Genomic DNA, 25,796 nt, shown 5'->3' with positions numbered 1-25,796 from the left:
ATATGAGCAAAAGAAGAAAGAGTTTCATTATAAGTGTTTTTATTATTGTAATATCGTTAATATCTGTATTTTCTTATCGAAGTTTTGCTAGTTTATCAGATGTATTGCCACTAATTACATCCGAAGAATTACAGAACAAGCTGAATATGCACGAGGATATTATGGTTTACATCGGACGCCCCACTTGTCCAGATTGTCACGAATTTGAACCGGTACTCAGAGATGTTCTTAATGATGCTTCTGAAAAAATATTCTATTATAATACTGATGAAGCTAGGAAAATTGATTCAAAGAAATTAGATGACATTGCTGAAAACTTATCTATTGATGCAGTGCCCACTCTTATAAAAATTTCTGACGGAGAAGTTATTTACAAAAAAAGCGGGAAACAAACGAAAGCGTCAATATTGGAATTTCTTCATTTCGGAGATAATGGAAAGGAGCATGAAAGTGGATAATATTGTTTTTTTCGTTGTTATTTCAATTGTTATCTTGATGTTAATTTCTTGTATTGTCCAAATTCAAACTTTAATTTTGCAGAATAGAAAAGACTTTGACGATGTACTTCACAAATTAAATGAAATGCGTGACGAATTAAATAAGCTTAAGAATTGATATAGCCCCAGAGTGTGTCATACGTTCATTAGTTACACTCTCTCCCCAAACAAGGAGCACTCGAAAATCATGTGATTTTTCGAGTGCTCCTTGTTTTTCTTTTCATTTTGGGTAGATAAGGCACTGCTTTTTTTCAATTTCATCATGTTGATTGCTATAATGAGCAAGCCTAACTTTTGTATGCCGGGGAAGTTCTTCCTCCAAATAGCGGTAATTGCTTTCTGAACCATGGTCTGCATTGGCGACCAGATAATGTGGTGCCTTTTGTGCGATCTTCATTTTTTTAATCAACATTTGTCGGCTCTTTGTCTTTTCATTATCATACTTTTATCACAGCTACTCCTTTTATTTCTTAAATTGGTTCTTAACATCTTTTACTAAACTTTCTTTTGGCATCTCAGTCTTTATATAATTATTTAAAGATTCCGCAACTGTAAAATTCGTATTGGGATATAAATGCCCGTAAGTTCCTAAAGTAGTTTGAATGTCTTCATGACCCAAACGATCTTTTACCAAAAGAGCATTCATACCCATACTAATAAGGAGAGATGCATGAGAGTGTCTTAAACCATGTATTCGTATACTGTGTACTTTTGCAATGTCAGCATGTCTTCTTATAGTATGCCGAATCGTATGTTTTTGTGTTGGAACGCTATTATATGACAATACGAATGTAATTCCACCTTGTTCATCTTGCCGTTGTTTCCTTTCATGTAAATATTTAATTGTTACATCATCTAAAGCAATCACTCGTTTACTAGCTTTAGTTTTAAGCTCAACAAATTCATAAGTAATACTATTTTCATAGTGGAGTGGGAATAGAATAATCAAAATAACTGTGAATCCTTTGTTAATGAAGGGATTCACAGTTTTTTGTTTTGTAACTAATGGAATACGAAACAGGCTCTTTGTCAATAAAAGTTGGAATGAATAACAAAAAGACTGAGAGGTATCTAGGCTTCCAGTCTTAAATCATTTTTAAAGTTTCTCACTAAGCATCCCAATCACTTCAACTACCTATTTTTTTACATAAAAGGTGAATCTATACGTATCAGAACCACATTTATATCTTCTAATACTTCATAGACTTTGACCAAAACCGTGTACGAAACCGAACCTGTCACGTCATGGTGATGGGAGAGTAATTTCTCTCTTTCGATTTCCCATTCATTCGGAACCACCATTGATAGCTAGACAAGACAGACGAAACAGCACGCACACTCTACCTACTCCCATTGGTTGATGTGAAAGTGTCGTTTCGTCTTTTTGGTTGTCTCAAATCAAACGACTCTTCTAGTGTTCAACGAGGATGGAACAGCCTAGTGGATGTTCCGTCCATCCTTGTACTTTCCGATTTCTAAGCACGACTTGAACATGTGATAACCCTTCTATCTTGACCTGATAGGTATCATCTTCAGGGGTAACAGTGATCGTACCAACTGGAAACCCCCGTTGATCTACCACTTGTTGCGTCACTGTGTCAGTCAGCTCAAAGACATGTACGGTCAAGTCTTTCGTGTAGTCATATGCAGCGGTCGTATCCACGGAACCTTCAATAATCAATGAATTAGGACGGACCATGAGGGGTAAGTGGAAGTAATCATAGGTCTGTGTGTGCCATTGTTGTCCTTCATATACATGATTATCTAAATAATTCGTCCAACGTCCCTCTGGTAAATAAAAAGTGACCTTTCCTTGCTCATTGAAAATCGGTGCAATCAACAACCGTTCACCGAACATATACTGTTTATCGATCGTATGCGTCGTATAGTCTTCTGGAAATTCCAGCATCACCGGGCGCATCATCGGGATACCTGTTTGCGCTGTTTCTACCGCTTGCTCATAGATATAAGGCATCAAGCGGTTTTTTAATTTAGAAAATCGTTGACTGACCAACACAGCTTCTTCCCCAAAGTTCCATGGCACTCGATACTCAATGTTGCCGTGGTAGCGACTATGAGTAGATAGTAATCCGAATTGTGTCCAACGTTTATAAATATCCGCTGTCGCATTCTCTTCAAATCCACCAATGTCATGGCTCCAGAAGCCAAAGCCGGATAACACAAATGAGAGTCCACCCCTTAATGATTCTGCCATGGACGGGTATTCCGATAAGTTGTCCCCACCCCAATGAACTGGGAATTTTTGTGAACCAACCGAAGCAGAACGAGCAAATACGACCGCTTCATCTGGGCGTAATTCTGCTAATAATTCAAAGACGACTTCGTTATAAAGATACGCATAATAGTTGTGCATTTTTTGCGGATCAGACTCATCGTGATAATTCACATCCGTAGGTATACGTTCACCAAAATCCGTCTTGAAGGAATCGACACCGATTTCTATGAGTTCCTTCAGCCTTTCTTTGTACCAATGACGTGCTTCTGGATTTGTAAAGTCAATGATTCCTTGACCCGCTTGCCAAAGATCCCATTGCCAAACTTCGCCATGTTTATCTTTGATGAAATAGCCTTTCTCTTTACACTCTTGAAAGGCCGCCGCTTTTTGTCCGATATACGGGTTGATCCATACGCAGACCTTCAAGCCCTTCTGATGGATTTTTTCAATCAGTTGTTGCGGATCTGGAAACAGCTCGCGATTCCATTCAAAACCGCACCACTCGAATTCTTTCATCCAAAAACAATCAAAATGAAAAACATCAAACGGAATCTCTCGTGTCTGCATTTCTTCAATAAATCCCATGACTGTTTCTTCACGATAGTCCGTCGTAAAGGAAGTTGATAACCACAAACCAAACGACCATGCAGGTGGCAATGCGGGTTTACCCGTTAAATCAGTGTATTTTCTTAAGACCGTTTTCATATCGGGTCCATAGATGACATAGTATTCCAATCGTTCACCTACTACACTAAATTGTGTGCGTGAAACATTCTCCGAACCAACTTCAAATGAGACATTTTCAGGATGATTGACAAAGACACCATACCCTTGGTTCGTTAAATAAAATGGGATATTTTTATACGCTTGTTCACTACCAGTACCGCCATCTTGATTCCAACAGTCAATGATTTGCCCATTTTTGATGAATGGGGTGTATCGTTCACCTAAGCCATAGACATATTCATACGGATCTAATGACAACTGTTCCCGCATATAATGGATACCGTCACTACTTTGAATCGTGGCTTGTGCTTTTGGCATAGAAGACGTCAAAAGCTTCCCTTCCGCGAGAAAATCAATTTGGAATGTGGCGTTTTTCGGCACTCGTGCGACTAATTTTCCTGATTGAAACGTATAAAATTCTTCATTTTCTATATCGATCATGACAGAAGATGACTGTCTGTTTAGTTGAAAATGAGGACCGATTTGTGCTTTGTCATGATGCACCAGTTGTACTTTGATAATATCTTCTCTTGGTGATTCAAAAGACAAGGTCGTCATCCCTAGGTTCAAGGTATCTCCTCTTGTCTGGATCGGTTTATAAGGCAAGAAAAGAGTTAAGTTATCCTCCTTCACTTGAGCTTCATAGACATGATTCGGGTGTTCAAGATGAAATCCTTCTTTTGCCAACCAATAGCCGTTTGTAAACTTCATTTATTTTCCTCCTACTTCACTGCGCCATCTGAAATGCCTTTTACGACATGTTTTTGCAAGACAACAAATAAAATAATAATCGGTAAGACGACGATCACTAGCGCAGCCAGTGCTAAGTGCCACTGCTTATTGAATTCGCCGAAGAAATAAAACATCTGTAAAGGAATTGTATACATCCCTGCTTTGTTGATGCTTAATGAAGGTAACAGATAATCATTCCAAAACCATAAGGCGTTCAACACGATCACTGTCACTGTCGTAGGCTTCAGCAAAGGAAAAATGACTTGCCAATAGATTTGGAAGGTATTTGCCCCATCGATCAATGCCGCTTCATCTAATGATTTCGGAATCCCTCGTAAAGCACCGTAATATAAAAAGGTCGACATACTTGTTGCTAATCCTAGATACATCACCATCAAGCCTGGTTGATTCAGCATACTGACTTGCCCAAAAAGTGAAATCAAGGGAATCATGATTCCCTGAAAAGGAATCAATAAGCCAATTGCGACAATAAAATAAAGAAATGAACTTAAGCGACTCGTGTTTCTCGATAACGCATAGGCCGCCATTGAAGAAACGAACACGATCAACACTAGTGATCCGATCGTTATCAGTAACGAATTAGCTGCACTTTTGAAAAAATCCAATCGCTCGAACGACTCGATATAGTTATCAAATGTTAGCCCAGTTGGTAAAGTGAGTGTGTTTTGGAATATCTCTGCTTTAGTTTTGAATGAATTGATCACCACTAAGAAAAATGGATAAAACCACAGACTAGCAAGTAACAATCCGCTAAAAATCAGTAGAGACTTCTTAACCTGTCGTGGATGTTTCACTTTTGATTGCTTCATGCGCTGACCTCCTTTTTCCGTGTCAGTGAGATTTGAACCACTGAGATAATCACGATAATGACCAGAAAAATCATCGCTTTCGCCTGTGCATACCCCATTTTTCGCATTCCAAATGCTTCATTGTAGATATTCATCGCCACCATTTGGGTGGAATTGAACGGACCACCTTGTGTCAGGGCTAAGTTTTGATCATAGATTTTAAATGCGTTGGACAACGTCAAGAACAAAGTGACGGTGAAAGCTGGCATCAACATGGGTAATTTGATACGGAAAAAGACTTGCAAAGGATTTGCCCCATCCATATCTGCCGCTTCCAGAATCTCTTCTGGAATATTGTTGAGAAATGAGATATAGATCAGCATCATATAGCCACTCATTTGCCAAACAAATAAAATAATGAGCCCCCAAAACCCCGTTTCTGGCGTGTTCAGCCAACCGGCAAAAAAATTGATACCCGTCATAGTTGCTAGACTTTCAAATGCTTTATTGAAAATAAACTGCCAAATAAATCCTAGGATGATCCCTCCAATCAGATTTGGCATGAAAAAGATCGTTCGGAAAAAAGTCGTCCATCTACCTAATTTTTGTGTCACGAACATCGCTAGACCTAAAGCCACGATGTTGATCAAAATCACACTGAAAAATGAGAATTTTGCGGTAAACAGTAAACTGTCGATAAATCCTTGATCATTAAATGCCCGAAGATAGTTTTCAAATCCAACGAATTCACCTACTGTATTGCCATTCCAGTTTGTGAGTGAGTAATACCCCCCTGTCATTAATGGAATGAACAAAACGATCGCTAACGCCAATAACGCTGGTGCAAGTAATAACCAAAAAGCTTTTGTGCGATTTGTTAACATGAGAACCCTCCTTGTATCTCGCTAGATAAAAATCAACCGATCACCGCTTACTTCCTTTCTTGTGTCCAACTGGTCTGCAAGGTATCAATAAATTCCTCCCAAGAGATTCGATCGGCTGCATACGCTTGGATCTGGACACCAAATATATTTTGTCCAAATCCATCTGGATAGGAATTATGGACCCATGGAACGGTTTTACCTTCGCTTAAATACGTATAGATTTCCTTGGATAACGGATCATTGATCGCTTCGCTCGAAAAGTTGGTATACGCCGGAATAAATTGAAACTCATCAACGATTGCTGTCATCGCCTGCTCATCCGTATACATCCACGTTAAAAATTCGATCGACGCATCAATGACTGCTTGATCTTTATCCTTATTGACCCCCCAATACCAAGCTGGCCCCGCCACGATGTTGCTTTCTCCCGATGCTTCGATTTGCATAGGAAGAATCCCTAGTTTTTCTTTCGTGAACGTCTCATCTAAGCTATCTAATGTTGGTACGATCCAATTTCCTTGATGGATGATAGCCACCTTTTCACTGGCAAATAATTCTTCAACAGATGTACTATAATCCATTGCCTCCATTGGTTGTGCATTGTACTTAATGACCAAGTCGGTGTAGTTTTTCATTTGCTCGGCATAATCTACGCTTAATTCAGACGCTTGATAAGTCTTTTCTAAGCTGTTCTCAAACTCCGGAGCAAGAAAATTCGAACTATATTGACTGGATACCCACGTTTCTGCCCCACTAAAACCAAATACGCCTTGTAGCCCAAGTTCGTCTTTTTTACTATCCAATAATTGAACGGCTTCTTCAAATGCCTCAAATGAGTTGATCGATCCACTATCGATGCCAGCTTGTTTAAAAATATCCTGGTTGATCAACCAGCCATATCCTTCGATATTCATCGGTACCCCATAGACCGTCTCGTCGAGTGTAGCCCCCTCTAATGTCCCCTCAATTGCTTGTTTTGCTAATGTCGTTTCCCCAAGATCATAGAGTTTATGTTGCCAAATCTGCGTATCTGCTAAGCCACCCAACATAAAGATATCCGGTTCATCTCCTGAGGAAAACTTTGATTGTAACGCTGCCGTCGCATCAGTTCCTCCGCCAACCGTCGTCAAGTTGATCTTGATTTGCGGATGGTCTTTCTCGAAATCCTCCACTAAGGCATCCATTTGCTCGGCTGTTTCTGTCTTGATATTGAAAATCTCTAATGTTACACTACCATCATCTGAAGACCCGCTTTGTGCCGTCCCGCAGCCAGTAATTCCAAACACCATGATAAAAGCAAGTATTAAAAATCCTCGTTGTTTCTTCATGATTATTCCTCCTCCTCTTATTAACAAATTGATTATATTGATATTTACAACGGTATGTAATCGCTATCTTAATCAAAATACCTTGTAATATTGATCAAAATGGAGGAAATGTGATGTTTAGACCAAACGATATTTTTACCCCCAATCCTAGTCAACAAGATATTGATACCACGCTAAAGGAAATGACCGAACATGGGGATAGTTTGTTTCCAATTGCCGTTCACTATACGAATCACCCAACCCATCAGGAAAATATGATCCACCCCCATTGGCATCGAGAACTAGAGATTCTTTATGTCTATCAAGGACTCATGGAAGTCAAAATAGAAGGAGTAACTTACGTTGTTCACGAAGGAGAGGTTATGTTTATTCCTGCGAATCAATTACATGAAGCACTCAATCATCAAATGAATGCCTGTGCATTTTTTGCCATCGTATTTGATGCTTCATTCATTGAAAGTCGCGTTTCTGATCATATTCAGCAAACTTATCTTGATCCATTGCTCCATTCACCAGAACAAGTAGCGATCCATTTTACAAATGATTGCTCAGATATTTTGGAGATCCAACAACTTGTTATCACGATCATTGATACATTTGCCTTGAAAGAATCTCGCTTTGAACTGACGATCAAAGCACAATTATTCTTACTGCTCAAACATTTTTCGCGCTGCAGTACTCAGGTAAATCCTACAAAATTAGTTGCTAGTAAAAACAAACTCAACACCTATCGCTGTAAAAAAATCATTCTATACCTTGAAGAAAATTACCAAAACACCATCACTCTTGAAGCAATCAGTCGTCATATTGGCTATAGCAAAGAGCATTTCTGTCGTTTCTTTAAAAAACATTTCCGTATGACTTTTTTTACGTATCTAAATCAAATGCGCATCAAAAAAGCCGAATACCTGTTACTGCATACTGAGTTGAAAATCATCGATATTGCCTTGGAAGCTGGTTTTGAAGACGCGAATTATTTCAGTAGCCTTTTTAAACGTGAAACCCAAATGACTCCGTCAAATTATCGAAAAAAAAACGCAAAAAATCATTGATTTTGCGCTTGATTCGTTAGTTGAACAATGGTTACGAGAAAAGATCTATTCTAAAACAGCAACATCTTGTATAGACGATATCTTTGATTTATTTGTCAACTCTTCTTACTTTCACTGTCAATAGAAACTAATTCATCTTGTTTCGCTAATTTGAAAGATTTTCTTATCGTATCAGCTATATTCCACTCACGGAATAAGCGACTTTGTATTTCACTTACTTTGCGAACTGAGCTGAAAACAATAATGTAAAGGAAAATTTATCTTTCTATATAATTAGACATAAGAGACAATACAGTTGATTTAATATCAACAAGCGTATATACGGTATATACAAAGAGAAAAGGGGAGGGTGAAGAATATGGCAATTGAAGAAAGAAAATTTGGATAATTAAGTAGTATGAACAATTTCAAAGGCGTTTCTCAAAGAAAACGGGTTACATCCTGAAGATATAATTTTTTAGATTTTTAGATAAGGAAAAACTTCAAGCAGCAATTCAAAAAAACAAAGCTTAACTGATGAGATGGATGTATTAATATCTCAAGCATCAACAGAGTACGATCCTGCCTTTCAATATCTTGTTGGTAAATGATTATTCATTTTTTCATCAAAGTGGTAATGATAATTCGTCCATTATCTACTGATTGTATTTTTTAGTAGATATGGTATAGTTGTTTTAACGAAAAGGTAATTCATGATACACCAAAAACCACTAGCTGGCGGGCTAGTGGTTTTCTTTTACGTTCTATTCAGATTAAAGGTAGGCTTACTGTCTTTTTTGGCAATAATTTTGCAATCAAGCCATTTACAGATGTAATGCGCGGTTACTTCTGCTACGATTGCAAAAAACATATCGAAAAGGTAATTCATAATACAACCTCCTCCCCTTGCCAGAATAGGCCAGGGTAGCAGACAGCATAAATATCATACCCTAACTGAAAATCTCATTTTAGTACATTTCTATATATATTGATAAACCATCACAATAAAACATACCCTGACTAAAAGAAAAACTCTTATTAAACTTAATATAACTTGTAAAATATCCAACTGTATAGAAAACGTAATTTTCTATACAATTAAAAAGGTTAAATTAATTACTAAAAAATTATATTATAAGCTTTATGTTATAATTTTAGAAAACACATTAGGAGATGTATTCTATGTTTTTATGGCCTATAGCCTTACAATATTTCATATATACAATTTGTATATTACTCATCGATTATCAAATAGTACATAAATCTCTTTTTCTAATTGTTACTTGTTTAAATGCTATCTTATTAAGTGTCTTGTACCCACTATTTGGGATTTTTTCTACACTAATAGCAATTTTTATGTTAGCTATGATATTCCATTGTTTATCTTCATCACATCGACCCTTAGTATATGCTTTAACTTTGGGATTATTATCTTCCCTACTAGGAGATCATCTAGCAAGTATAGGAGATTTTATAGTATTTGGTTCTCCAGTGATCGAACCCGGAGACAGCTCGCAATACTTTCATATTGCGCTTTCAGCTCTTTTGTCTTTTATCCTTGCTTATAGTTTTAGAAAATCTCTTGATAATTGGTCTTATGTAATTGATTACCAAATAATCGGTACAATCGGTGTATTTATTCTTTCAACTTATTATATTATTATCTTATATACTCGTTTTTCGGGAGGAAATCCGGAAGTTCTTGCATTAAATACTACTTTTTTTATTCTATATCTATGTATTGGTTTAATTATTTTTATTTATTATTGGAAAATTTCAAATGCAAAAATGGAAGAACAATTATTAGAACAACGAATCCAGCTACAACAAGATTATATAAGAGATATTGAGAAAAATTATCAAGAACTTAGGGAATTCAAGCATGACTATCAGAATCTATTATTTTCGATGAATAGTTATATTATTGAAGAGGATCTAGAAGGACTACAAAAATATTACGATCAAAATATACTTCCTACACGTGAGATAATGAATCTTACCCCAGTAAATCTTAGTTTATTAGATAAAATAAATGTACCGGAAATAAGAAGTTTATTGTCATTAAAATTGATGATGGCAATAGAGAAAAGTATCTCTCTACAGATAACCATACCTGAAGAAGTAAAAATTGATTCCAAGCATACGGTTAATTTAGTTCGTATACTTGGTATTGTCTTAGATAACGCAACAGAAGGAGCTGCTGTGACAAAAAAGAAAAAAATCGAATTGTTAATTTTAAAGAAGAAAAATTCGTTAGTTATTCGAGTAGTTAATACAACTATCAATACACTACCACTTAACCAATTAAAACAAAAGGGTTTTTCTACGAAGAGCAATCCTAAAAATGAAGGACTGGGTCTGCATATCCTGGATAATTTGGCAAAAACGAACCCTTATCTATTGATTGAAACTTCAATTGAAAATCAGCGTTTTTCTCAAACAATTTATATACAAACACATTAAAAGGAGCTTTTTTAATGATTCCAATATATATATGTGAAGATGATCCGAAACAACTGGAGATGATAACTACTGTCATAAAGAATCGAATCATGATTGAAAATTTAGGCTACTATATCCATTTCGTTACTTCAAATCCCCAAGATTTACTCACAAGTGTTCAAATAAATACATCTCCTTTTGGTATTTATTTTTTAGATATCGAATTGAAGGACAGTGAATTGAATGGGATTGAACTCGGTAAAAAAATTCGTGATCTTGATCCATCTGGTAAAATAATTTATGTCACTTCTTATACTGATCTTTCGTTGATTATTTTGAAAAATAATATTGAACCCACTGATTATATTATCAAGGAAGATATTTTACATTTGAAAGATAATATCGAACGTATTTTAAGTAAGCTATTTAAAGATCTTCAAATAGCTCCTTTAGAAAAAGAGATGTTTAAAATCGAATTCAACGATGAAATCAAATTTTTACCTGTTAAAGATATCCAATACTTTTCTACTTCTCCTGGTGTACCTCATAAATTAGAGGTACATCTCCCTTATAGTCAATTCCAGTTCTATGGCAACATAAAAGAGATTGAAGATAGAAACCATCACTTTATTCGTTGCCATAAATCATTTGTAGTAAATACCCAGAATATTCAAATGATTAATAAAAAAATACGGGAAGTTACTTTAGAAAACGGGGACATTATTCCAGTATCCATTCGTGGTCTGAAAAAACTAATTACTTGAAAATTAAATTCAATTGACTATTTATATAAAATACCACACAAACTGAAGTGATCGTTCAGTCTGTGTGGTATTAGTAATTTCAACAAAAGATACTTTATTCAATAAAAAATTTTATTATTTAGAGACTAATATTGATATATTTCCACGTGAATTAATTCAAAAAATAAATTGAATAATTTAATATAGTAGCAAATATTACCCATATATAATAGGGAATCATCAATAGCATAGCTTTCCGACTATTCATCCACAATTGATAGAGTAAAATCGTTAAGAAAACTAAAAGTAAGCTGATATCAATAGCTGCAATAAAGCTATTCTTCAAATTAAAGAATAATATCGTCCATAAAAAATTACAAATAAACTGAATCGCAAATAGGATTAATAATCTGCCCTTCATTTTTGTAGAAGGTAGATTGATTATTAAATACAACGCGCCTCCCATCATAATATATAGAAGGGTCCACATCGGTCCGAATATCCAGCTAGGCGGTGCAAATGGCGGTAACTGTAAAGAATAATAATAGTCTCCTGGGTTGCCACTAAAAATACTTGATAAAAATCCTAACCCAACGATTCCTACAAGACATAACCATAAACGATAATCTTTTAAATAATTCATGTTTGAGAAAATTCCTTTCTATTATTTAATCACTTTCTATCAACTTTTTTTCATCATCTTATCTTTATTGAGTAGAAACTTCAGCGGTTAAATGATATATATTTCTTTTAACTTATTCACAATATTTACTTTATTCTCTTCATATCCTTCATTCCTTTCTTTAAGAAAATTATAATATGAATATAAAAGGATAAGTTATTTTTTTCATAAAGTGTTCTTTTTAGAGCATAATCGTATTTTACTCAAAATTTTATTCATTAAATATGAATTATCCTACTAAGGATAAATTATATATATTGATGATTTATGTAAGTTCAAACTTGAACCTTCTAAACAAACTAAAACGAGTTTCCCTGAATTTACTCCTATACAAAGAAAGGAAAGAGAACGATTCTCTTTCCTTTAATTACCAGGAACTGCACTTAATTCCCATGTCAGCTTGGTCGAATAACTAGTTGCTTCTGGATTTGTCCCTCCAGGGACATAGAGACTGACACTTTTATCTGCCGTTTGTTGATCCCCAAAACGATAGATCCACGTTCCTGTACCAGATTCTCCGTTTGCTTGTATGAGTACTTTCCTTGTATTTGGTACGATTCTTTGTACAGGTTCTTCCTGTAGTTCAGGTTTAGTCCCGCCTTGTGCAGTCACTAGTTCTTGATTGAATAACTGGATTTCAGACCCAATCAATTCATGTCCGCTTTCATTACGGAATTGTCCGTTCTGAGTAACTGATAATTGCCATCCATTGCGCTCATTGGCGGCACGACGGTCACTGATCTGCACATAGTTTGGACGCTCTTTCGTCTCGTTAACCGTTCCATCTTCATTTAATAACCGTTGTGGTTGGGCGTAATACGTTTGATCACTAACAGATATTTTTTGTGTCTCAAAGTTAAATTGGGACACAAAATCTAGACTCAAACGTCCTTGATCTTCTGGGATTTCTGGTTTATTCTCCGGTTCAACTTCCGTTTCAGGATCTAATGGATCCACAGGTGCCACCACAATTTTTTCCTCTACCATTGTACTAGCGGTATCATTTTTCCCATTCAAAAAAGCATAGGCTGTCACGGTATTTCCAGCAGTGAATCGTCGATCTTCCGGTAATTCATAACGATAATCCCCATTCTCATCTGCCGTTGTATGATACTTTTCACTTTCAGAAATATCAGGTGAAGTAATAGAGCCTGCAGGAATCGCCGGATCGCCTGAGAAGCGGATCATACTATTAGGATTCGCCTTTCCAGTAATCGTATGAGAATTCACTTCATTCGGATCTTCTGTTAACGGATCAATCGTGACTTCGACATCTGGAATTTTTTCAAATAAAACCCGTTGGACATTTTGCGTAGTGAAATATTGTTTAAAACTATCCGCTGTTTCTTGTGGAATAGAAGAAACATCATCGTTAATCCTAGGTACAATTCCTGTATAGCGTAGATTCAAATTGAAGATAGGTGTCCATGAATGATCAGGTATCTCTTCAAAATTTCCTCTTGCCCATTGTTTCACTGATTGGACATCGATATCTAATAGACCGGTACTTCCTGCGATATTAATCAATCCGTTGGCGGTCGACGTTCCGGCAATCGTTCCAGTTCGTTCCAAATTGACTTCTTGAGCATCAGAAAATTCAAAAGTTGACCCAGCAGAAGCGAAGTACATCAAATTTTGATCATTTGAGGTGCTGTCACTTTTTATATTCAAGGTGGCATCTTTGCCGATGGATACCGTTGCATCTCCATTAACATGTAAAAGATTCGATGGTGAGGCAGCCATTTCAGTAGCAACAATATTCAGTGTACTCCCGCTTTCTACTAGTAGATTACTTCCTGCCGCCATCCAAATAATATTATATAGGGCACCATTAGCATTCGCCTTTGTTCCTTGAGAATCGATGGTAAGGACGCCTTTTTCTTTTATTCTGAGCGATGAGTTCGCAGTACGTAAAGAAATTGCTGATCTTAGATTTTGTGGTACTAAGTTCAGCTTTGCACCCTCATCTATTTCAACACTGCCTCTTCGAACGAGTAAACTTGTTCCATCAGCTTCGCCAGCATTTCCTTTTGATACAGCATTTAAAGATGAATTTTTTTCCATTCTAAAGTTGTTATTGGGGTGTACTACTCCTCCTAAATCTAAATTACCTGCGCTAATTGTTTCTAATTCAACCTCAGCATCTTCAACTATCGTTAAATTTGAAGCATAGATATTCGTTTGATCTAGTGCATTGATGCGCCACGTACCAAAAGAGGAAGTATACTCTGATACTTGTTTACTACTTGATTTACCTGAGATTTTAATACTACTGTAAGGTGAATGAATCAGTTGATTTCCGTAGTTCGTAATATTATGGTAAGTGATCTGACTAGCAGTTTGATTCGTCACGTTCAAATCATTGAAAGTCAACGGTCCATAATAGTTTCCGTGGTATATCTCTAAATCTTTTAACGCGATATTCCAAGGAGTTGAAGAATTAGCCGTAATATTGTTAAAACATAAAGTGATTGCGCGAAAATCAATTTGATGGCCATTTCCTTCGACCGTTAGATTTCTAGAGATATTAGCTACATTAAGATAAACAAATGCTGTCCCACCATTAGGATTATTCGTTCCACCTGTTGTAATATCCGTTAGATTGAGTCGAGGATTATCTGGTGTTTGAAAATCAGAAACAACATTAATCGTTGTTATTGACGGATCTACAAATGCACGGATAAACTCTTCCCAATTCGCCACATCTTGGACACTCGCTTCTTTTGTTGACCGAGCGCTTTCTGTTACTTGTTCTGGATCATTTTGCGAAGTATCTGTGGTTGATGATTTTTCATCACTTGATACACTCGCTTCTTCTTCGACTGTTGATTCTTCGGTCTTCGCTGTTTCTTTTTCTTCCGAGGAAGTGACTTCTTGTTCACTGGGTTGTTGACTCTCCTCTGATTGAATGTTAAGCGTCATTTTTGATTCTCCGACAGCTATCTCATAGGCTCCTGCTTTTTCTACAACTAGTGGAATGGAAAAGATCATTTGTGGAGAATTCGTCCGTACTTGCCACTGGCCTCCTTCTATATTAGTGAACTTACTATCAGCAGATTTGTCTTCTACGATACTGACTCCCTCTGGGAGATTCAACACAAACTCGGAAACATCTTGACTGGAACGTACGACTAATTGAAACTGTTTATTTGCTATAGATGGCTCTTGATTTTCTTCGAATGAAAAAATGGGCGCTTTTGTTTCTGTTGTATTGGTCAGTGGATCCATCAATTCTGATTCTCTCGATAGTTCCACAGAATTCTCAATGGCAAACACAGGCATACTCGTTGAAATCACTGAGAAAAAGAGCGAAGGAAAACAAAGAAGACTAACACTTGCCACGACCAAGACTTTTTTAATTTTCATCTCACTGGTCCTCCTTATTTTTAGCTCTTTGCTTCTTAATAAGTAACCAAACAATAATCAACAATAAGAAAAGAATCAGGATGACCGCGGCAACGAGCCACCAATTAATACTCGTATCAATTGTGACATCTTGCTGATTCAATGCTCGGGCTGTATCTGCTTCAATGGTAAATTTCCGTTCCCATTGCCATTCCTCTTCTCCTGAACGTGCCGTCATTTTCAACACGTAGTCGCCACTTCGAAAGCGATCCCCTTCTAAAGAGATGGGGAAGTTGAAATTAGAATTAGGTGCCATTTGCATCTGTTCTTGCTTAGCTCGATAGAGAATATCGTTCTCCCCTTCTTTTTGTACCGTTGCTTTTACTTCTAAATGATTGACAAAGGTAGGTGTAAAGTTCTGTAAGTTCGCACTGATAACATTGCGATAGTTGAGTTGATCGGCAAAGACATCCAATAAATCTAAATCAGGTTTTACGGCAGAGCGATCATTACTCACCACTACACCTATGACATAGGCAAATTCATTTTTGATCGCCACTCCTTCTCCACTTGTTTCTGTTTCCTGTGGCTTTTCTTTCACCTCTGCAATTCTTAAGCCTCCCGCTAAAAACCCTGAAAAAGCTTCTTTAGGCATGTTTAGCATTACTTTGACAGTCTTTGTTTCGTTTCCTGCAAGCTCAATAGGGACTGGGGGTTCAATTAAGTCTGCCAAAGAATAGGGTAAGGTTGGGTCTGCTTTTTCGGCATCTTTACCATATTCCACCACTCCTTGGACATTAGTAAATGCCGTATGAGCCGTGATTTCAATCGTCTTTGCTTGATCATTAGCATTTTGAATTTTCAGTGTCAATTCCTCTGTACTTCCAGGTTCACTGTTAAGGTCGAAGTAACGGCCACTTCCTTCTACTTGACTCTCTGGAAACTCTGGTGTGACATAAAAACTTAAATTTTCTTCTGCAGAAACAAGAATTGGAGAGAACAAAAACGCTAACATAATAAGTAATCGTCCACTCCATTGAATCCTCCTCTTTATTTGATATATCGTACTTTTTATCATCAAACACACTCCTTCGATGTTTCATTCAAAAAAGCAGCGCTACATATTATGTAACGCTACTTTAGTCATGACCCTAATCCATCATTAGATACACCAATCTATTAGGCTCCTACATCGCTACCTGGTGTAGTCGTTAATTCCCATGTCAATGTTGAGGTATAAGTGGTCGCGTCTTTGGCTGACGCGCCAGGTACAAATAATTGAATGGCATTGTTTGTCACAGTTGCACTTGGATCTGCCTCAAATTGGGCATCTAAGTCTGGTTGATTTCCCCAAACAACAGATGAACGCCCTGCTCCTTTACTTGACTCAGCGGTCATAACTGAAACTGCGCCACTATTAGGCTCCAATTCCAAAGTATTTGCATGTGCAGCTGGAGCTAACTCTTGATTGTTCCCCATGTATCGAATTTGTGGATCCTTTAAAGTGACTTTGGCTCCTCTCAAGATAGCGTTTTGCGTATTTCCCGCTTGAAAGTCACTTAGACTGACTTTCAAATTCCAGCCTGCATTGCTTCCTCTAGTATCAGAAACTTGTGCAAAACTGGCAAAAGGAACTTTATTTTCCTCACCAGTCGTCCCGGTCTTCTGTTGTCTTTCTGCAATCATATTGTACGTTTGATCTTGATTTGAAATCACTTGTGAACCAAAATTCATTGTCGCAGCCTTTACAATTGACAAAGGACCCGTGGTTCCGGGTACTTCTGGTTCAATCTCTACATCTGGTTCTTCTACTGGTGGAACAACGATTTCTGGTTCGTCTGTACTAGGTGTAAATTCGATATTTCCGTTGGTCGTCACTTGACGAGTCTCGTCGGCAAACGCAGAAATCGCTCCTCCGGCGAAAATAGTAGTTGATAATGTTGCAATGGTTGCTAATCTAACGAATTTCATATATTTAAATCCTACTTTCTTTGATTGTTTTTTTCTTTTTGTTTTTTCCAAAACCAAAAGCCAAGTATGACTACGATGATCAGAATGCCCAATATTTTCCAAGCACTCATCTGACTCTCGTTCGTTTGAGGTAATTTTTTATGTTCACTCTTTCGCACTTCTGATGGTGATTGAACAATTTCTTTGGGAAAGCTTGGTTTTACCTCAACTTCTGGTGCTGGCTCTGGTATTCCTGGTGTTTCATATACCCCAGTAAAACCAATTGTTCCTTCAGTTTCCACCGAGTGTACTTCTGTCCCATGAACAACTAGTGGTGCATAAACTTGAATCAATACTACACCTATACTTAATATGCATCTTTTTAAGTGTTTCATACCCCTCCTCCTATATTCTTAGATGTCTCAAAAATCTTCGTTTTAAGGACAGCACAAAAAAAAGACATCTGATACCATCAGATGTCTTGAAAAAGTGATTAGATTAGGTTCCCTATTTATAATGATAAATAACGAATTTAAATTACTAAAAACGAAGGTTTTTGAGAATTAAAAGTTAAGCCAATAACTATTATACATGACTTATACTTACATCATACTATACCAGAAATATTTTTCCAAATAAAGTGATATATTTCTTTGGTCACTTAAAAAATACTGGGCCATAAGAACTAACTCAATTCAGAAAGATTCCTCTCTAGTTTTAAATAGCGATAAAAAGTTGATTGTTTAATCCCAGTTTTTTTACAAACTTCTGAGACAGATAATCCTTTTGTAAGGTGTAATGAGAGTGATTCTTGAAGAACGTCTTGATCTACCTTTGGCCGGCCACCAACCTTACCTCTTGCACGTGCAGAGTTTAATCCTTCAAGGGTCCTTTCAACAATAATATCTCGTTCAAATTGACTAAAAGCTTGGAAAACAGTGATCATTAATTTTCCCTGAGGAGTTTGAGTATCAAAATTTTCTTTTATACTGATTATTTTAACTCCTTTTTTTTCAAAAAAATAAACAAGGTTAATTAAATCTTTTGTGCTACGTCCAAATCGTGAGAAGCTTTCAATGACTATTTGATCACCGGTCTTTACACGTTTTTTTAGTTTATTTAGTTCTGGACGACTTGCACGGACACCACTGATTTTTTCAGTATATATTTTTTCGCAATGATAAGTTTCTAATAAATCTAACTGTCGCGAAAGATCTTGTTGTTTAGTTGAAACTCGAGCATAGCCGTAAATTTTTCTAGTCATATAATTCCTCCAATAAGTTATCTAATAAAAAACTCATAATTATCAATAATATATTTATAGAATAGATATGAGTAGAGCCAATTATACAATGACTTAACTGTAAAAATGACTACTGTAATAAAAAAAGCATGCAACGAGTCGCTTATGGTTATCATAACTTTCTAAATTACCATGAATATTTTCCTTGATCTAGGGCTTAGTTTGCCAAAATCAATTCAGAACAAAAAATAATCAATCGAAGTTTACTTCTACTTCGATTGATTAACTTTAAAATTAGCATCGATTCCTCGAATTCGACTTTAGCTTTTTTGAAATCAAAGTACTTTTCAGATATCAAATCTTCGTAATCGTTTTTTTCTACCTGTTAAAGCTTCCAAGCATCTCTAGCTCCTGAGGACACTGGAATATCATTTGATAAGTCGTATAGTTGAAAAAAGACCTCATTTTGTACAATCGTCATAATCAGAAAAGATACAAAGGCCCAAAGGATTTAGTTTATTCAATAATAAAGTATTGGTATGAAGCATTAGTAAATTCTTGAGTAACTCAATATTTCTACCTCCAAATTAAAGTCCTCTGTGGCTTAATACTCGCTGTTCATGATTATTGATCAATCGATAGGCATCCCCTTTTTGTGGATCTGTCATCATATGACGAATTTTCCATTGTCGTCCTTCAATTGGATTAGCTAATGGTCTCGCTCCTACCAGTCTATCACTATTTTGATCACAACCGGACAAAGAATATAAATTTCCATATTGAATCCCATTAACATTTACATAAGGTAGTTTACTTTGAACTATGTGGGTACCTGACGCATCATCATACTTCAAGATTCATTTTCGTCTATCATGTTCAGTATCCTTAGTCATTTTAACTTCATCCCAATTTGTCTCCCATATCCACGTGAGAGCATAAGAAGGATCATCTACACTTTTAATTTTTATTTCTCTGTTATCAAATAGTTCTCTATAGTCAATTCCACCATTAGCTGATACAGTACCTGCATCTACATCATTACCTCCGGAGAATAAGCCGAAACTTGCACATGCCGCTGCACCTAATAAAAATTTTACACTAATTTCATTTTTTCTTTCCCATCTCGTTTGTATTGATAAATACTATTTGTATACTATTGCAACATGTTTTTTCTTAAAAGAAAAAACATCAAAACCAAGATATTCTAGGGGATTTATCAGGCAATGGATTAGCTCCTTGAGACATAATACCGTTTATCGTATCAAAAAAAAAGATCAAAAACTTTTTAAGTTTTTGATCTTTTTTCTTATGATCGATTTATTCTACTTCATACGTTGCTAATACTTGCAACGAATTCGATGAACCACCAGGTGTTCCACTGCTTAATTCAACTGAGATTACATCGCCAGCTTTATAATCAATTGTTTTACTAACTTTTACGCTGTCCTCTGCTCTTTCACGTACCGATGCATAATAAACTTTGCCTTTATGGATTTCTGCGACATAGGCACCATTTTTACGAATGATCATTCGGTTGTTCCCTTCGAAACTTGCACGATCAAAATCAACGTCTAATCTGTTTCCTGATAATTGAATATTCTTCACCGCATGTTCTAATAAAGAAGTGTCCACTGCTAAATCTTCTTCTAATGTGATCGATTCTAACAAGCGCTTGCCTGTTGAGCTGTGACCAGGTGAATTTGGTGCGGTATAGACTTCGATTACTTGTCCTTTGACACCGGAAATGCTACGACGTACTTGAGTACCTTCATCGGTTTTGCTTGTAAATGAATAGTAAGCTTTACCTTTATAGGTTTCAAAATGATAACGACCATCAATATAGACCATCAATCGTTCTGAACTGTTGAAACGTTCTGCATCTAGATTTAAATACGCATAAGCTTCACGATCTTGTGTTCCTACAGTCAATAAACTCGTTTCTGTTTTTTCTGGTTCTACTTGAATATTGTCAAATTTCGCCCAGCCATTTCCTGTTGAAGAGAAACGAATAATGTATGTATTGTCTGTTTCAGGTGTAGTAAATGTAAATTCTCTACGTGTCCAGTTTTCATTGTTGTGTGATGTTTCTTCTAACGAAATAAAACCTTCATCATGATTCATCGTACCAAATTCAACTTTTGCTGAAAAATCAGCACTACCTGCTACATCATAGCCAAATGTATAGGTCGTGTTTGGTTTCAGTGCCAAATATTGATGAATGTTTTCTCCATAAGTAGCAACTGCATATTTATTCCCGCTTAACTCTTCGATTGTTGGATTCTGTGTACCTGGACTAGAAACGATCCAATGGTTCAAACCCTCATTGAAATCACCGTTTTTGATCGTCAACTGTTCTTCTACCTGATTACTGATATTCGCCGAATCACCTGTTGATTGACTTGCCGCAGATGTCACGACTGGTCCTCCTAACGAAAGAAGTAACATGCTTGTTGCTGCAATTTTTTTCAAGTTGTTTTTTTTCATCTCAAGCTCCTTATTGATAGCGGATAGTTCGTTATACAGTAAACCATAAAACATAATCTATCTCGCTCTTTAAAAAGAATAACTGATAAATATCTCAATAAGAAAACACTTTTTTCTGGAAAAATATTTTTATGGAAACATAACGATGAACAAAAAAAAAGTAATGTATAATAACCGCAAAAAATCAACAGTCCACTAAGTTTATCGAATGATTTCAATTATTCCTTTTCTTGGATAAAATAAAAAAATACAGCACATGGCTGTATTTTTTTATTTTATCCAAGAAAATCAATCTATCAAAACATAACACCTAAAGATATCACTCACAACATTTTTCGTTATGGTGAGCACGTTGTTTAAAAAGCTGGGATATTTGAGCCTTTTGAATTATTTTTGATGTAGTCAGCGACTTCTGGTGTAGTCATCGCTTCTTTCAACACCTTGATTTTCTCGCTATCTTTTTCTTCCTCTCGAGTAACTAATTGCAACGCATAATGTTTACTTGCTGCTTCGTCTTCAAGTAACAAGGCATCTTCTGTCGTCAAGTTTGCTGGTTCCAAATATGCTGGATAACAAAAGACCATCGCAATATCACTTTCATCATAAGCTTTTACTAGATTCAAAAGATCAATACTTTCAAAGGTAAGATTTTTAGGATTCTCTATAATATCTGCGACTGTACCATCAAAACCAACTCCATCTTTCAATTGAATGATCTCATTCTCATTCAAAATCGCTAGCGCACGACCTTCATTTGTTGGATCACTCGGAATACCGACTTTTGCATTTTCTGGCAAATCATTAACATCATCATATTCTTTTGAATAAAATCCGCCGGCAAAAAAATAGATTGGTTGGACAGCTACTAAATCAGCGTCTTTTTCTTGATTGAATCGTTCCATAAAGGGTTCGTGTTGCGCAAAGTTTGCATCTGCTTCCTTATGTTGGACGGCATCATTATAAGCAACATTATCACTGACTTCCATGATATTGATCGTGTAGCCTGATTTTTCTACTTCTTTTTTGGCAATTTCTAGAATATCTTTTGAGGATTCCAATTGAACCGCTACAGTGATTTCTTTTTTACTTTCTGCGGTTTCATTGCTTCCACCACAAGCCGCTAAAACTAGAACTCCAACTAAAGCAAACGCAAATAAATAAAACTTTTTCATAACTTTTTTCCTACTTTCGTTTATCTAATGATTGTGCAACAAAATTTCCAAACATTTGTAAAAAGAAGACCAAAGCGATCATGATCACAATAGCAACATACATGACACCATACTCATACCGTTGATAGCCGACACGGACAGCAAAATCACCGATTCCGCCACCACCTACGACACCCATGACGGTGGAATAAGAGATCATACTAACTGTTGTCGTAGTATAAGCCAACACTAAGCCGCTTCGCGCTTCAACAAATAAGAAGTGCCAGATGTATTGAAATCTGGAAGCGCCTAAAGAATTCGATAAGGCATAGATCTCTTCAGGGACATCTAACAACACTTGCTCCACTAAACGAGCAAAAATCGCGACTGCTACAATACTAAGTGGTATAGATGAAGGAACAGGTCCAAAGGCCTTTCCTAAAATTGATCGCGTCACTGGGATCAACGCAATCACTAATAAAAGATAAGGAAACGAGCGAACGACTGTCACAATGAAGTTGAGTAACCAGTATAACCAAGGGTGTGTCCCTCTGACCTTGGGATTTGTCAAATATAGACCTAATCCTACTGGCAAACCTCCCAACACACAAACGAACATGGAAATCGCCATCATGATGCCCGTTTCTTTCAAACTATTGATTAGAGACGGCCAATATTCAATCAATGCTGTGGGCAAGTTCATCAGTCAAACTCCTTTTTATTTTTTCAAAATAAGTTAGTTCCTCTTCCTCGTACTGTTTTGGGTCATTCATCAATTCACCGATCAGATGCCCATTTTCCATGACTAAGATCCGTTTACATAAGCGTTTGACCGTTTCCAGTTCATGACTAACAAAAAAAATAGTCGGTTGAAACTCGGCATGTGTTTTATGTAATAAGCGAACCACACTTTCTGTATTTTCTTCATCTAAAGAACTCGTTGCTTCATCACAAAGTAACAAATGCGGATCTCTACTTAACGCTCTTGCAATAGAAACCCGTTGTCTTTCTCCGCCAGAAAGTTTGACTGGATAGCTTTCTGCTTTATGACTCATGCCAACAAAATCGAGTAGATCATTGATTTTTTTAGGCTCTTTTTTCCTTTGTAACTTCAATGGTAATGCAACATTTTCATAAACACGTAAATTTTCAAGTAGGTTATGATGTTGAAAAATCATGCCTATTTTTTGTTGTTGCTGCCGGCGCTCTTTTTTTGATAATGACTGAACATCTACACCATTTAGTTTGATTGTGCCTTCAGTAGGCGTTTCCATCAAATTCAATAAACGTAACAAGGTCGATTTCCCAGAACCACTTTTCCCAACGATCCCGATCACTTCCCCTTGTTTTACAGTAAAACTAATCTTATGCAACGACTTGGTCTTTTCATACTGCTTCGACACATTTACTAGCTCGATCACATTTTTCCTCCAGTCTATACATGCAATTAAAAGAATAACACAAAGAAAAAAAACTGTATTAATTTTATTGCTAATAAAAGATTTATCTGAATTTTTAAAAGAGTAAATAAAGTACAAAAACATCTATTTTTATAATCCATTAAAAGAAAGGAAAAAGCAACTTTTTTACTCACAGATAAATATACACTGTTTTGATTTCTGTACTAGTAGTTTTAGAAAAGATAGCTTGGTTATTCATTTTCGACCAGTCTATCTTGAGATTGAAATATATTTTTTTATGAGTGAACTCAATAATTTATCAAATCTAAAAACAAATTGATTTAGTATACTATTTTTTTAATATGAGAAAAAATAATAAATAGAGCGGAAGGAAAAAGATGTTATACTTTGGATAATGGATAGCTCAGTAATACAATATAGATTGGTTCGTTATCTTATATTGTATCAAAAATTAGATTATTGATAAACGAACGAAGGACTGCTATCCTGAATACAATTATTGTGGATGAAACAATCGGGACTAAAAATTGTTTGGGGAAGTAGTTTTTAGTACTTTTCGTCCATACGTGTCAATGGCGTGCTACTTTCAGCATCACTAAAAACGAGAGTAGAACAAATCGGTCTCCTCTCGAAAAAATAAGCAGCAACCCATCAAATTTGATCGGTTGCTGCTTATTTTGCTAGATTCAACGATCTTCAAGATCCAATCATAATTCCATTAATTTTAAGTACGGTCAAAAATTCCTCTACATAACTATCTTTTTCATCATCTGTAAATTCTTGATCTAAACGATACTTGTCTCGCACAAAGGCTTTTATGTTTTCTTTCGTCGATTCAGCCTTTAACAAATTAAATATATCAATTGCTACGTCATTGTCTAAAACATAACGTTCATCCTCGACCATGATGTATAAGTCATTACCCATTTTTTCATAAGTGATGTGCTCATTGAGTTTCATGTCTTCCACTCTTTTCGTTATTCATTTGTACAGCTACGAACCATTTGATGCTTTAGGATTTCCTTGATCAAATTACACTCTACTTCGTCTACACCTTGGGTATCATTGGTTGCATAATAATGATGTGCACGACATCCTCCACCGCATAAGTAACGGAATGAACAATCATTACATTTTGTTAAATGATTGATGCTTTGAGAGCGAATAAAAGCAATATTCTCTTCGCCAAAAACCTCGCTAAGTTGCTTTTCTCTAATATTTCCCAGTTTGTAGTCAGCAGTTTCTAACAGTTTACAGGCAAATATATCACCAACAGGATTGATTGCAAATTCTCCAACGCCAAGTCCACAGGATTCTTTGATGGTGAAAGGTTTTAAAAATGGTGAACGATTTTTGTTCTTTTGTTTTAACTCGATTTCTGTTCTCTCACTATCAGTTAAAGAAATCTCTGCCATTTTTGCACGTCCTAGTTCACTGAATCCGCCTAATTTATAATTGATGTTATTCTTCTTTAAAAATTCCACCGTTTCGTCAATATTATTGAAATTATTATTGGTAATGATCGTATTGACTGCAATATTTGGATAATTCAAGTCTAATAGATTTTGAATCCCTCTCATTGCTATGCGATAGCAGCCTTTCCCTCTATTTTTATCATTTGCAACTTGATCGATCGAATCTAAGCTGATGGTGATCGAAGCACATCTTTCAGCTAGAAACGCTGCATCTTTTGCATTCCGCACTAAAGTCCCATTCGTGATCAAACCAATAGTTAGACCAATTTTTTTGGCATAATCGATATATTTTAGCGCATCCTTACTTAACCCAACCTCACCGCCAGTAAAGATAATTTTCTTTACACCGCAATCCTTCAATTGATTGAGAACGTCGATCCATTCGACAAAATTTAAACTATCCTCATATTCCTTTTCAGGACTGGCTTCTGCATAGCAGTAAACACACTTCAAATTACATTGATGGGTCATAACCAAATAAGCTGTCTCTGGTATTCCATGCTCCGTTTTTTCTACTTCAATCGGGTCTTCTAAAAGGATTTGAAACAGATCCATCTTTTTCTGGGTTGCCATTGGTAGATGTTTGTAATCTTGCTTTTTTATTTTGTTTAATTCTT

The 25,796-nt window shown here is 36.2% G+C and carries 24 protein-coding genes; 5 read left to right on the top strand and 19 right to left on the bottom strand.

Features of this window, described 5'->3' with window-relative positions; translation table 11 throughout:
• The first annotated feature begins 2 nt into the window (after positions 1-2).
• Positions 3-458: a thioredoxin family protein gene (locus HZ311_RS07785; RefSeq protein WP_080674300.1), complete on the top strand. Its 456-nt coding sequence runs from the start codon at positions 3-5 to the stop codon at positions 456-458.
• Positions 451-615 carry a hypothetical protein gene (locus HZ311_RS07780; protein ID WP_023518887.1) on the top strand — a complete coding sequence of 55 codons (165 nt, stop codon included), beginning with the start codon at positions 451-453 and terminating at the stop codon, positions 613-615. Before HZ311_RS07785 ends, HZ311_RS07780 begins: the two co-directional genes overlap by 8 nt.
• 102 nt (positions 616-717) lie before the next feature.
• On the opposite strand, the gene HZ311_RS07775 is transcribed toward HZ311_RS07780, so the two are convergent.
• The 6 genes from HZ311_RS07775 to HZ311_RS07750 all read right to left on the bottom strand — a co-directional run bounded on the left by HZ311_RS07775 (position 718) and on the right by HZ311_RS07750 (position 7,212).
• On the bottom strand, positions 718-909 hold the full coding sequence (locus HZ311_RS07775; RefSeq protein ID WP_023518886.1) for a hypothetical protein: 192 nt from the start codon (positions 907-909) through the stop codon (positions 718-720).
• Between the two features lie 51 nt (positions 910-960).
• A complete protein-coding gene (locus HZ311_RS07770) occupies positions 961-1,446 on the bottom strand; it encodes a tyrosine-type recombinase/integrase (RefSeq protein ID WP_023518885.1) in 486 nt (161 codons plus the stop codon).
• Positions 1,447-1,908: 462 nt separating this feature from the next.
• Complete coding sequence (gene yicI, locus HZ311_RS07765; RefSeq protein ID WP_023518884.1) at positions 1,909-4,170, bottom strand: alpha-xylosidase; 2,262 nt, start codon at positions 4,168-4,170, stop codon at positions 1,909-1,911.
• A gap of 11 nt (positions 4,171-4,181) precedes the next feature.
• Complete coding sequence (locus HZ311_RS07760; RefSeq protein ID WP_178946568.1) at positions 4,182-5,021, bottom strand: carbohydrate ABC transporter permease; 840 nt, start codon at positions 5,019-5,021, stop codon at positions 4,182-4,184.
• The gene (locus tag HZ311_RS07755) at positions 5,018-5,884 is read right to left on the bottom strand and encodes a carbohydrate ABC transporter permease (RefSeq protein WP_023518883.1); all 867 of its coding nucleotides are present in this window, start codon (positions 5,882-5,884) and stop codon (positions 5,018-5,020) included. The genes HZ311_RS07760 and HZ311_RS07755 overlap by 4 nt, the downstream gene beginning before the upstream one ends.
• A 47-nt stretch (positions 5,885-5,931) precedes the next feature.
• The gene (locus HZ311_RS07750) at positions 5,932-7,212 is read right to left on the bottom strand and encodes an ABC transporter substrate-binding protein (RefSeq protein ID WP_096081296.1); all 1,281 of its coding nucleotides are present in this window, start codon (positions 7,210-7,212) and stop codon (positions 5,932-5,934) included.
• A gap of 113 nt (positions 7,213-7,325) precedes the next feature.
• On the opposite strand from HZ311_RS07750, the gene HZ311_RS07745 reads away from it, so the two are divergent.
• The 3 genes from HZ311_RS07745 to HZ311_RS07735 all read left to right on the top strand — a co-directional run bounded on the left by HZ311_RS07745 (position 7,326) and on the right by HZ311_RS07735 (position 11,449).
• Positions 7,326-8,264: an AraC family transcriptional regulator gene (locus HZ311_RS07745; RefSeq protein WP_023518881.1), complete on the top strand. Its 939-nt coding sequence runs from the start codon at positions 7,326-7,328 to the stop codon at positions 8,262-8,264.
• Positions 8,265-9,425: 1,161 nt separating this feature from the next.
• Positions 9,426-10,706, top strand: coding sequence for a GHKL domain-containing protein (locus HZ311_RS07740; RefSeq protein ID WP_023518879.1), 1,281 nt, complete (start codon positions 9,426-9,428; stop codon positions 10,704-10,706).
• A gap of 14 nt (positions 10,707-10,720) precedes the next feature.
• Entirely contained in the window at positions 10,721-11,449 is a 729-nt protein-coding gene (locus HZ311_RS07735; protein ID WP_023518878.1) for a LytR/AlgR family response regulator transcription factor, read from the top strand.
• A 151-nt stretch (positions 11,450-11,600) separates the two neighbouring features.
• On the opposite strand, the gene HZ311_RS07730 is transcribed toward HZ311_RS07735, so the two are convergent.
• The 13 genes from HZ311_RS07730 to HZ311_RS07670 form a co-directional block, all read right to left on the bottom strand.
• Complete coding sequence (locus tag HZ311_RS07730) at positions 11,601-12,071, bottom strand: TspO/MBR family protein (RefSeq protein WP_178946567.1); 471 nt, start codon at positions 12,069-12,071, stop codon at positions 11,601-11,603.
• Between the two features lie 402 nt (positions 12,072-12,473).
• The gene (locus HZ311_RS07725) at positions 12,474-15,476 is read right to left on the bottom strand and encodes a WxL domain-containing protein (RefSeq protein ID WP_137071893.1); all 3,003 of its coding nucleotides are present in this window, start codon (positions 15,474-15,476) and stop codon (positions 12,474-12,476) included.
• Position 15,477: 1 nt separating this feature from the next.
• On the bottom strand, positions 15,478-16,533 hold the full coding sequence (locus HZ311_RS07720) for a DUF916 and DUF3324 domain-containing protein (protein WP_023518876.1): 1,056 nt from the start codon (positions 16,531-16,533) through the stop codon (positions 15,478-15,480).
• 101 nt (positions 16,534-16,634) lie between these two features.
• Complete coding sequence (locus tag HZ311_RS07715; RefSeq protein ID WP_023518875.1) at positions 16,635-17,426, bottom strand: WxL domain-containing protein; 792 nt, start codon at positions 17,424-17,426, stop codon at positions 16,635-16,637.
• Between the two features lie 11 nt (positions 17,427-17,437).
• Positions 17,438-17,800: an LPXTG cell wall anchor domain-containing protein gene (locus HZ311_RS07710; RefSeq protein ID WP_023518874.1), complete on the bottom strand. Its 363-nt coding sequence runs from the start codon at positions 17,798-17,800 to the stop codon at positions 17,438-17,440.
• 290 nt (positions 17,801-18,090) lie between these two features.
• Positions 18,091-18,669 carry a recombinase family protein gene (locus HZ311_RS07705; RefSeq protein ID WP_010734523.1) on the bottom strand — a complete coding sequence of 193 codons (579 nt, stop codon included), beginning with the start codon at positions 18,667-18,669 and terminating at the stop codon, positions 18,091-18,093.
• A gap of 566 nt (positions 18,670-19,235) precedes the next feature.
• Positions 19,236-19,409 (bottom strand): hypothetical protein, encoded by a 174-nt coding sequence (locus tag HZ311_RS07700; protein ID WP_153830001.1) that lies wholly within the window; start codon positions 19,407-19,409, stop codon positions 19,236-19,238.
• A gap of 556 nt (positions 19,410-19,965) precedes the next feature.
• On the bottom strand, positions 19,966-21,132 hold the full coding sequence (locus HZ311_RS07695) for a carbohydrate binding domain-containing protein (RefSeq protein WP_023518872.1): 1,167 nt from the start codon (positions 21,130-21,132) through the stop codon (positions 19,966-19,968).
• Between the two features lie 356 nt (positions 21,133-21,488).
• On the bottom strand, positions 21,489-22,304 hold the full coding sequence (locus HZ311_RS07690) for a MetQ/NlpA family ABC transporter substrate-binding protein (RefSeq protein WP_178946566.1): 816 nt from the start codon (positions 22,302-22,304) through the stop codon (positions 21,489-21,491).
• Positions 22,305-22,314: 10 nt separating this feature from the next.
• A complete protein-coding gene (locus HZ311_RS07685) occupies positions 22,315-22,986 on the bottom strand; it encodes a methionine ABC transporter permease (protein ID WP_023518871.1) in 672 nt (223 codons plus the stop codon).
• Positions 22,961-23,704 (bottom strand): ATP-binding cassette domain-containing protein, encoded by a 744-nt coding sequence (locus HZ311_RS07680; RefSeq protein WP_010734527.1) that lies wholly within the window; start codon positions 23,702-23,704, stop codon positions 22,961-22,963. Before HZ311_RS07680 ends, HZ311_RS07685 begins: the two co-directional genes overlap by 26 nt.
• Positions 23,705-24,400: 696 nt before the next feature.
• Complete coding sequence (locus HZ311_RS07675; RefSeq protein ID WP_010734528.1) at positions 24,401-24,664, bottom strand: hypothetical protein; 264 nt, start codon at positions 24,662-24,664, stop codon at positions 24,401-24,403.
• Positions 24,665-24,681: 17 nt separating this feature from the next.
• The gene (locus HZ311_RS07670; RefSeq protein WP_041684159.1) at positions 24,682-25,752 is read right to left on the bottom strand and encodes a radical SAM/SPASM domain-containing protein; all 1,071 of its coding nucleotides are present in this window, start codon (positions 25,750-25,752) and stop codon (positions 24,682-24,684) included.
• Positions 25,753-25,796 lie beyond the last annotated feature (44 nt).

The sequence above is a fragment of the Enterococcus mundtii genome, from assembly GCF_013394305.1.
Taxonomy (GTDB): domain Bacteria; phylum Bacillota; class Bacilli; order Lactobacillales; family Enterococcaceae; genus Enterococcus_B; species Enterococcus_B pernyi.
The sequence above is the reverse complement of the archived record's forward strand: the minus strand, read 5'-3'. Positions and strand labels throughout refer to the sequence as shown.

What these genes read in the sequence shown, in the direction of transcription:
- HZ311_RS07785 (WP_080674300.1), top strand. Translation starts at nt 3, where the DNA reads ATGAGCAAAAGAAGAAAGAGTTTCATTATAAGTGTTTTTATTATTGTA.
- HZ311_RS07775 (WP_023518886.1), bottom strand. Translation starts at nt 909, where the DNA reads ATGTTGATTAAAAAAATGAAGATCGCACAAAAGGCACCACATTATCTG.
- yicI (WP_023518884.1), bottom strand. Translation starts at nt 4,170, where the DNA reads ATGAAGTTTACAAACGGCTATTGGTTGGCAAAAGAAGGATTTCATCTT.
- HZ311_RS07760 (WP_178946568.1), bottom strand. Translation starts at nt 5,021, where the DNA reads ATGAAGCAATCAAAAGTGAAACATCCACGACAGGTTAAGAAGTCTCTA.
- HZ311_RS07755 (WP_023518883.1), bottom strand. Translation starts at nt 5,884, where the DNA reads ATGTTAACAAATCGCACAAAAGCTTTTTGGTTATTACTTGCACCAGCG.
- HZ311_RS07750 (WP_096081296.1), bottom strand. Translation starts at nt 7,212, where the DNA reads ATGAAGAAACAACGAGGATTTTTAATACTTGCTTTTATCATGGTGTTT.
- HZ311_RS07745 (WP_023518881.1), top strand. Translation starts at nt 7,326, where the DNA reads ATGTTTAGACCAAACGATATTTTTACCCCCAATCCTAGTCAACAAGAT.
- HZ311_RS07740 (WP_023518879.1), top strand. Translation starts at nt 9,426, where the DNA reads ATGTTTTTATGGCCTATAGCCTTACAATATTTCATATATACAATTTGT.
- HZ311_RS07735 (WP_023518878.1), top strand. Translation starts at nt 10,721, where the DNA reads ATGATTCCAATATATATATGTGAAGATGATCCGAAACAACTGGAGATG.
- HZ311_RS07730 (WP_178946567.1), bottom strand. Translation starts at nt 12,071, where the DNA reads ATGAATTATTTAAAAGATTATCGTTTATGGTTATGTCTTGTAGGAATC.
- HZ311_RS07725 (WP_137071893.1), bottom strand. Translation starts at nt 15,476, where the DNA reads ATGAAAATTAAAAAAGTCTTGGTCGTGGCAAGTGTTAGTCTTCTTTGT.
- HZ311_RS07720 (WP_023518876.1), bottom strand. Translation starts at nt 16,533, where the DNA reads ATGATAAAAAGTACGATATATCAAATAAAGAGGAGGATTCAATGGAGT.
- HZ311_RS07715 (WP_023518875.1), bottom strand. Translation starts at nt 17,426, where the DNA reads ATGAAATTCGTTAGATTAGCAACCATTGCAACATTATCAACTACTATT.
- HZ311_RS07710 (WP_023518874.1), bottom strand. Translation starts at nt 17,800, where the DNA reads ATGAAACACTTAAAAAGATGCATATTAAGTATAGGTGTAGTATTGATT.
- HZ311_RS07705 (WP_010734523.1), bottom strand. Translation starts at nt 18,669, where the DNA reads ATGACTAGAAAAATTTACGGCTATGCTCGAGTTTCAACTAAACAACAA.
- HZ311_RS07695 (WP_023518872.1), bottom strand. Translation starts at nt 21,132, where the DNA reads ATGAAAAAAAACAACTTGAAAAAAATTGCAGCAACAAGCATGTTACTT.
- HZ311_RS07690 (WP_178946566.1), bottom strand. Translation starts at nt 22,304, where the DNA reads ATGAAAAAGTTTTATTTATTTGCGTTTGCTTTAGTTGGAGTTCTAGTT.
- HZ311_RS07685 (WP_023518871.1), bottom strand. Translation starts at nt 22,986, where the DNA reads ATGAACTTGCCCACAGCATTGATTGAATATTGGCCGTCTCTAATCAAT.
- HZ311_RS07675 (WP_010734528.1), bottom strand. Translation starts at nt 24,664, where the DNA reads ATGAAACTCAATGAGCACATCACTTATGAAAAAATGGGTAATGACTTA.
- HZ311_RS07670 (WP_041684159.1), bottom strand. Translation starts at nt 25,752, where the DNA reads ATGGCAACCCAGAAAAAGATGGATCTGTTTCAAATCCTTTTAGAAGAC.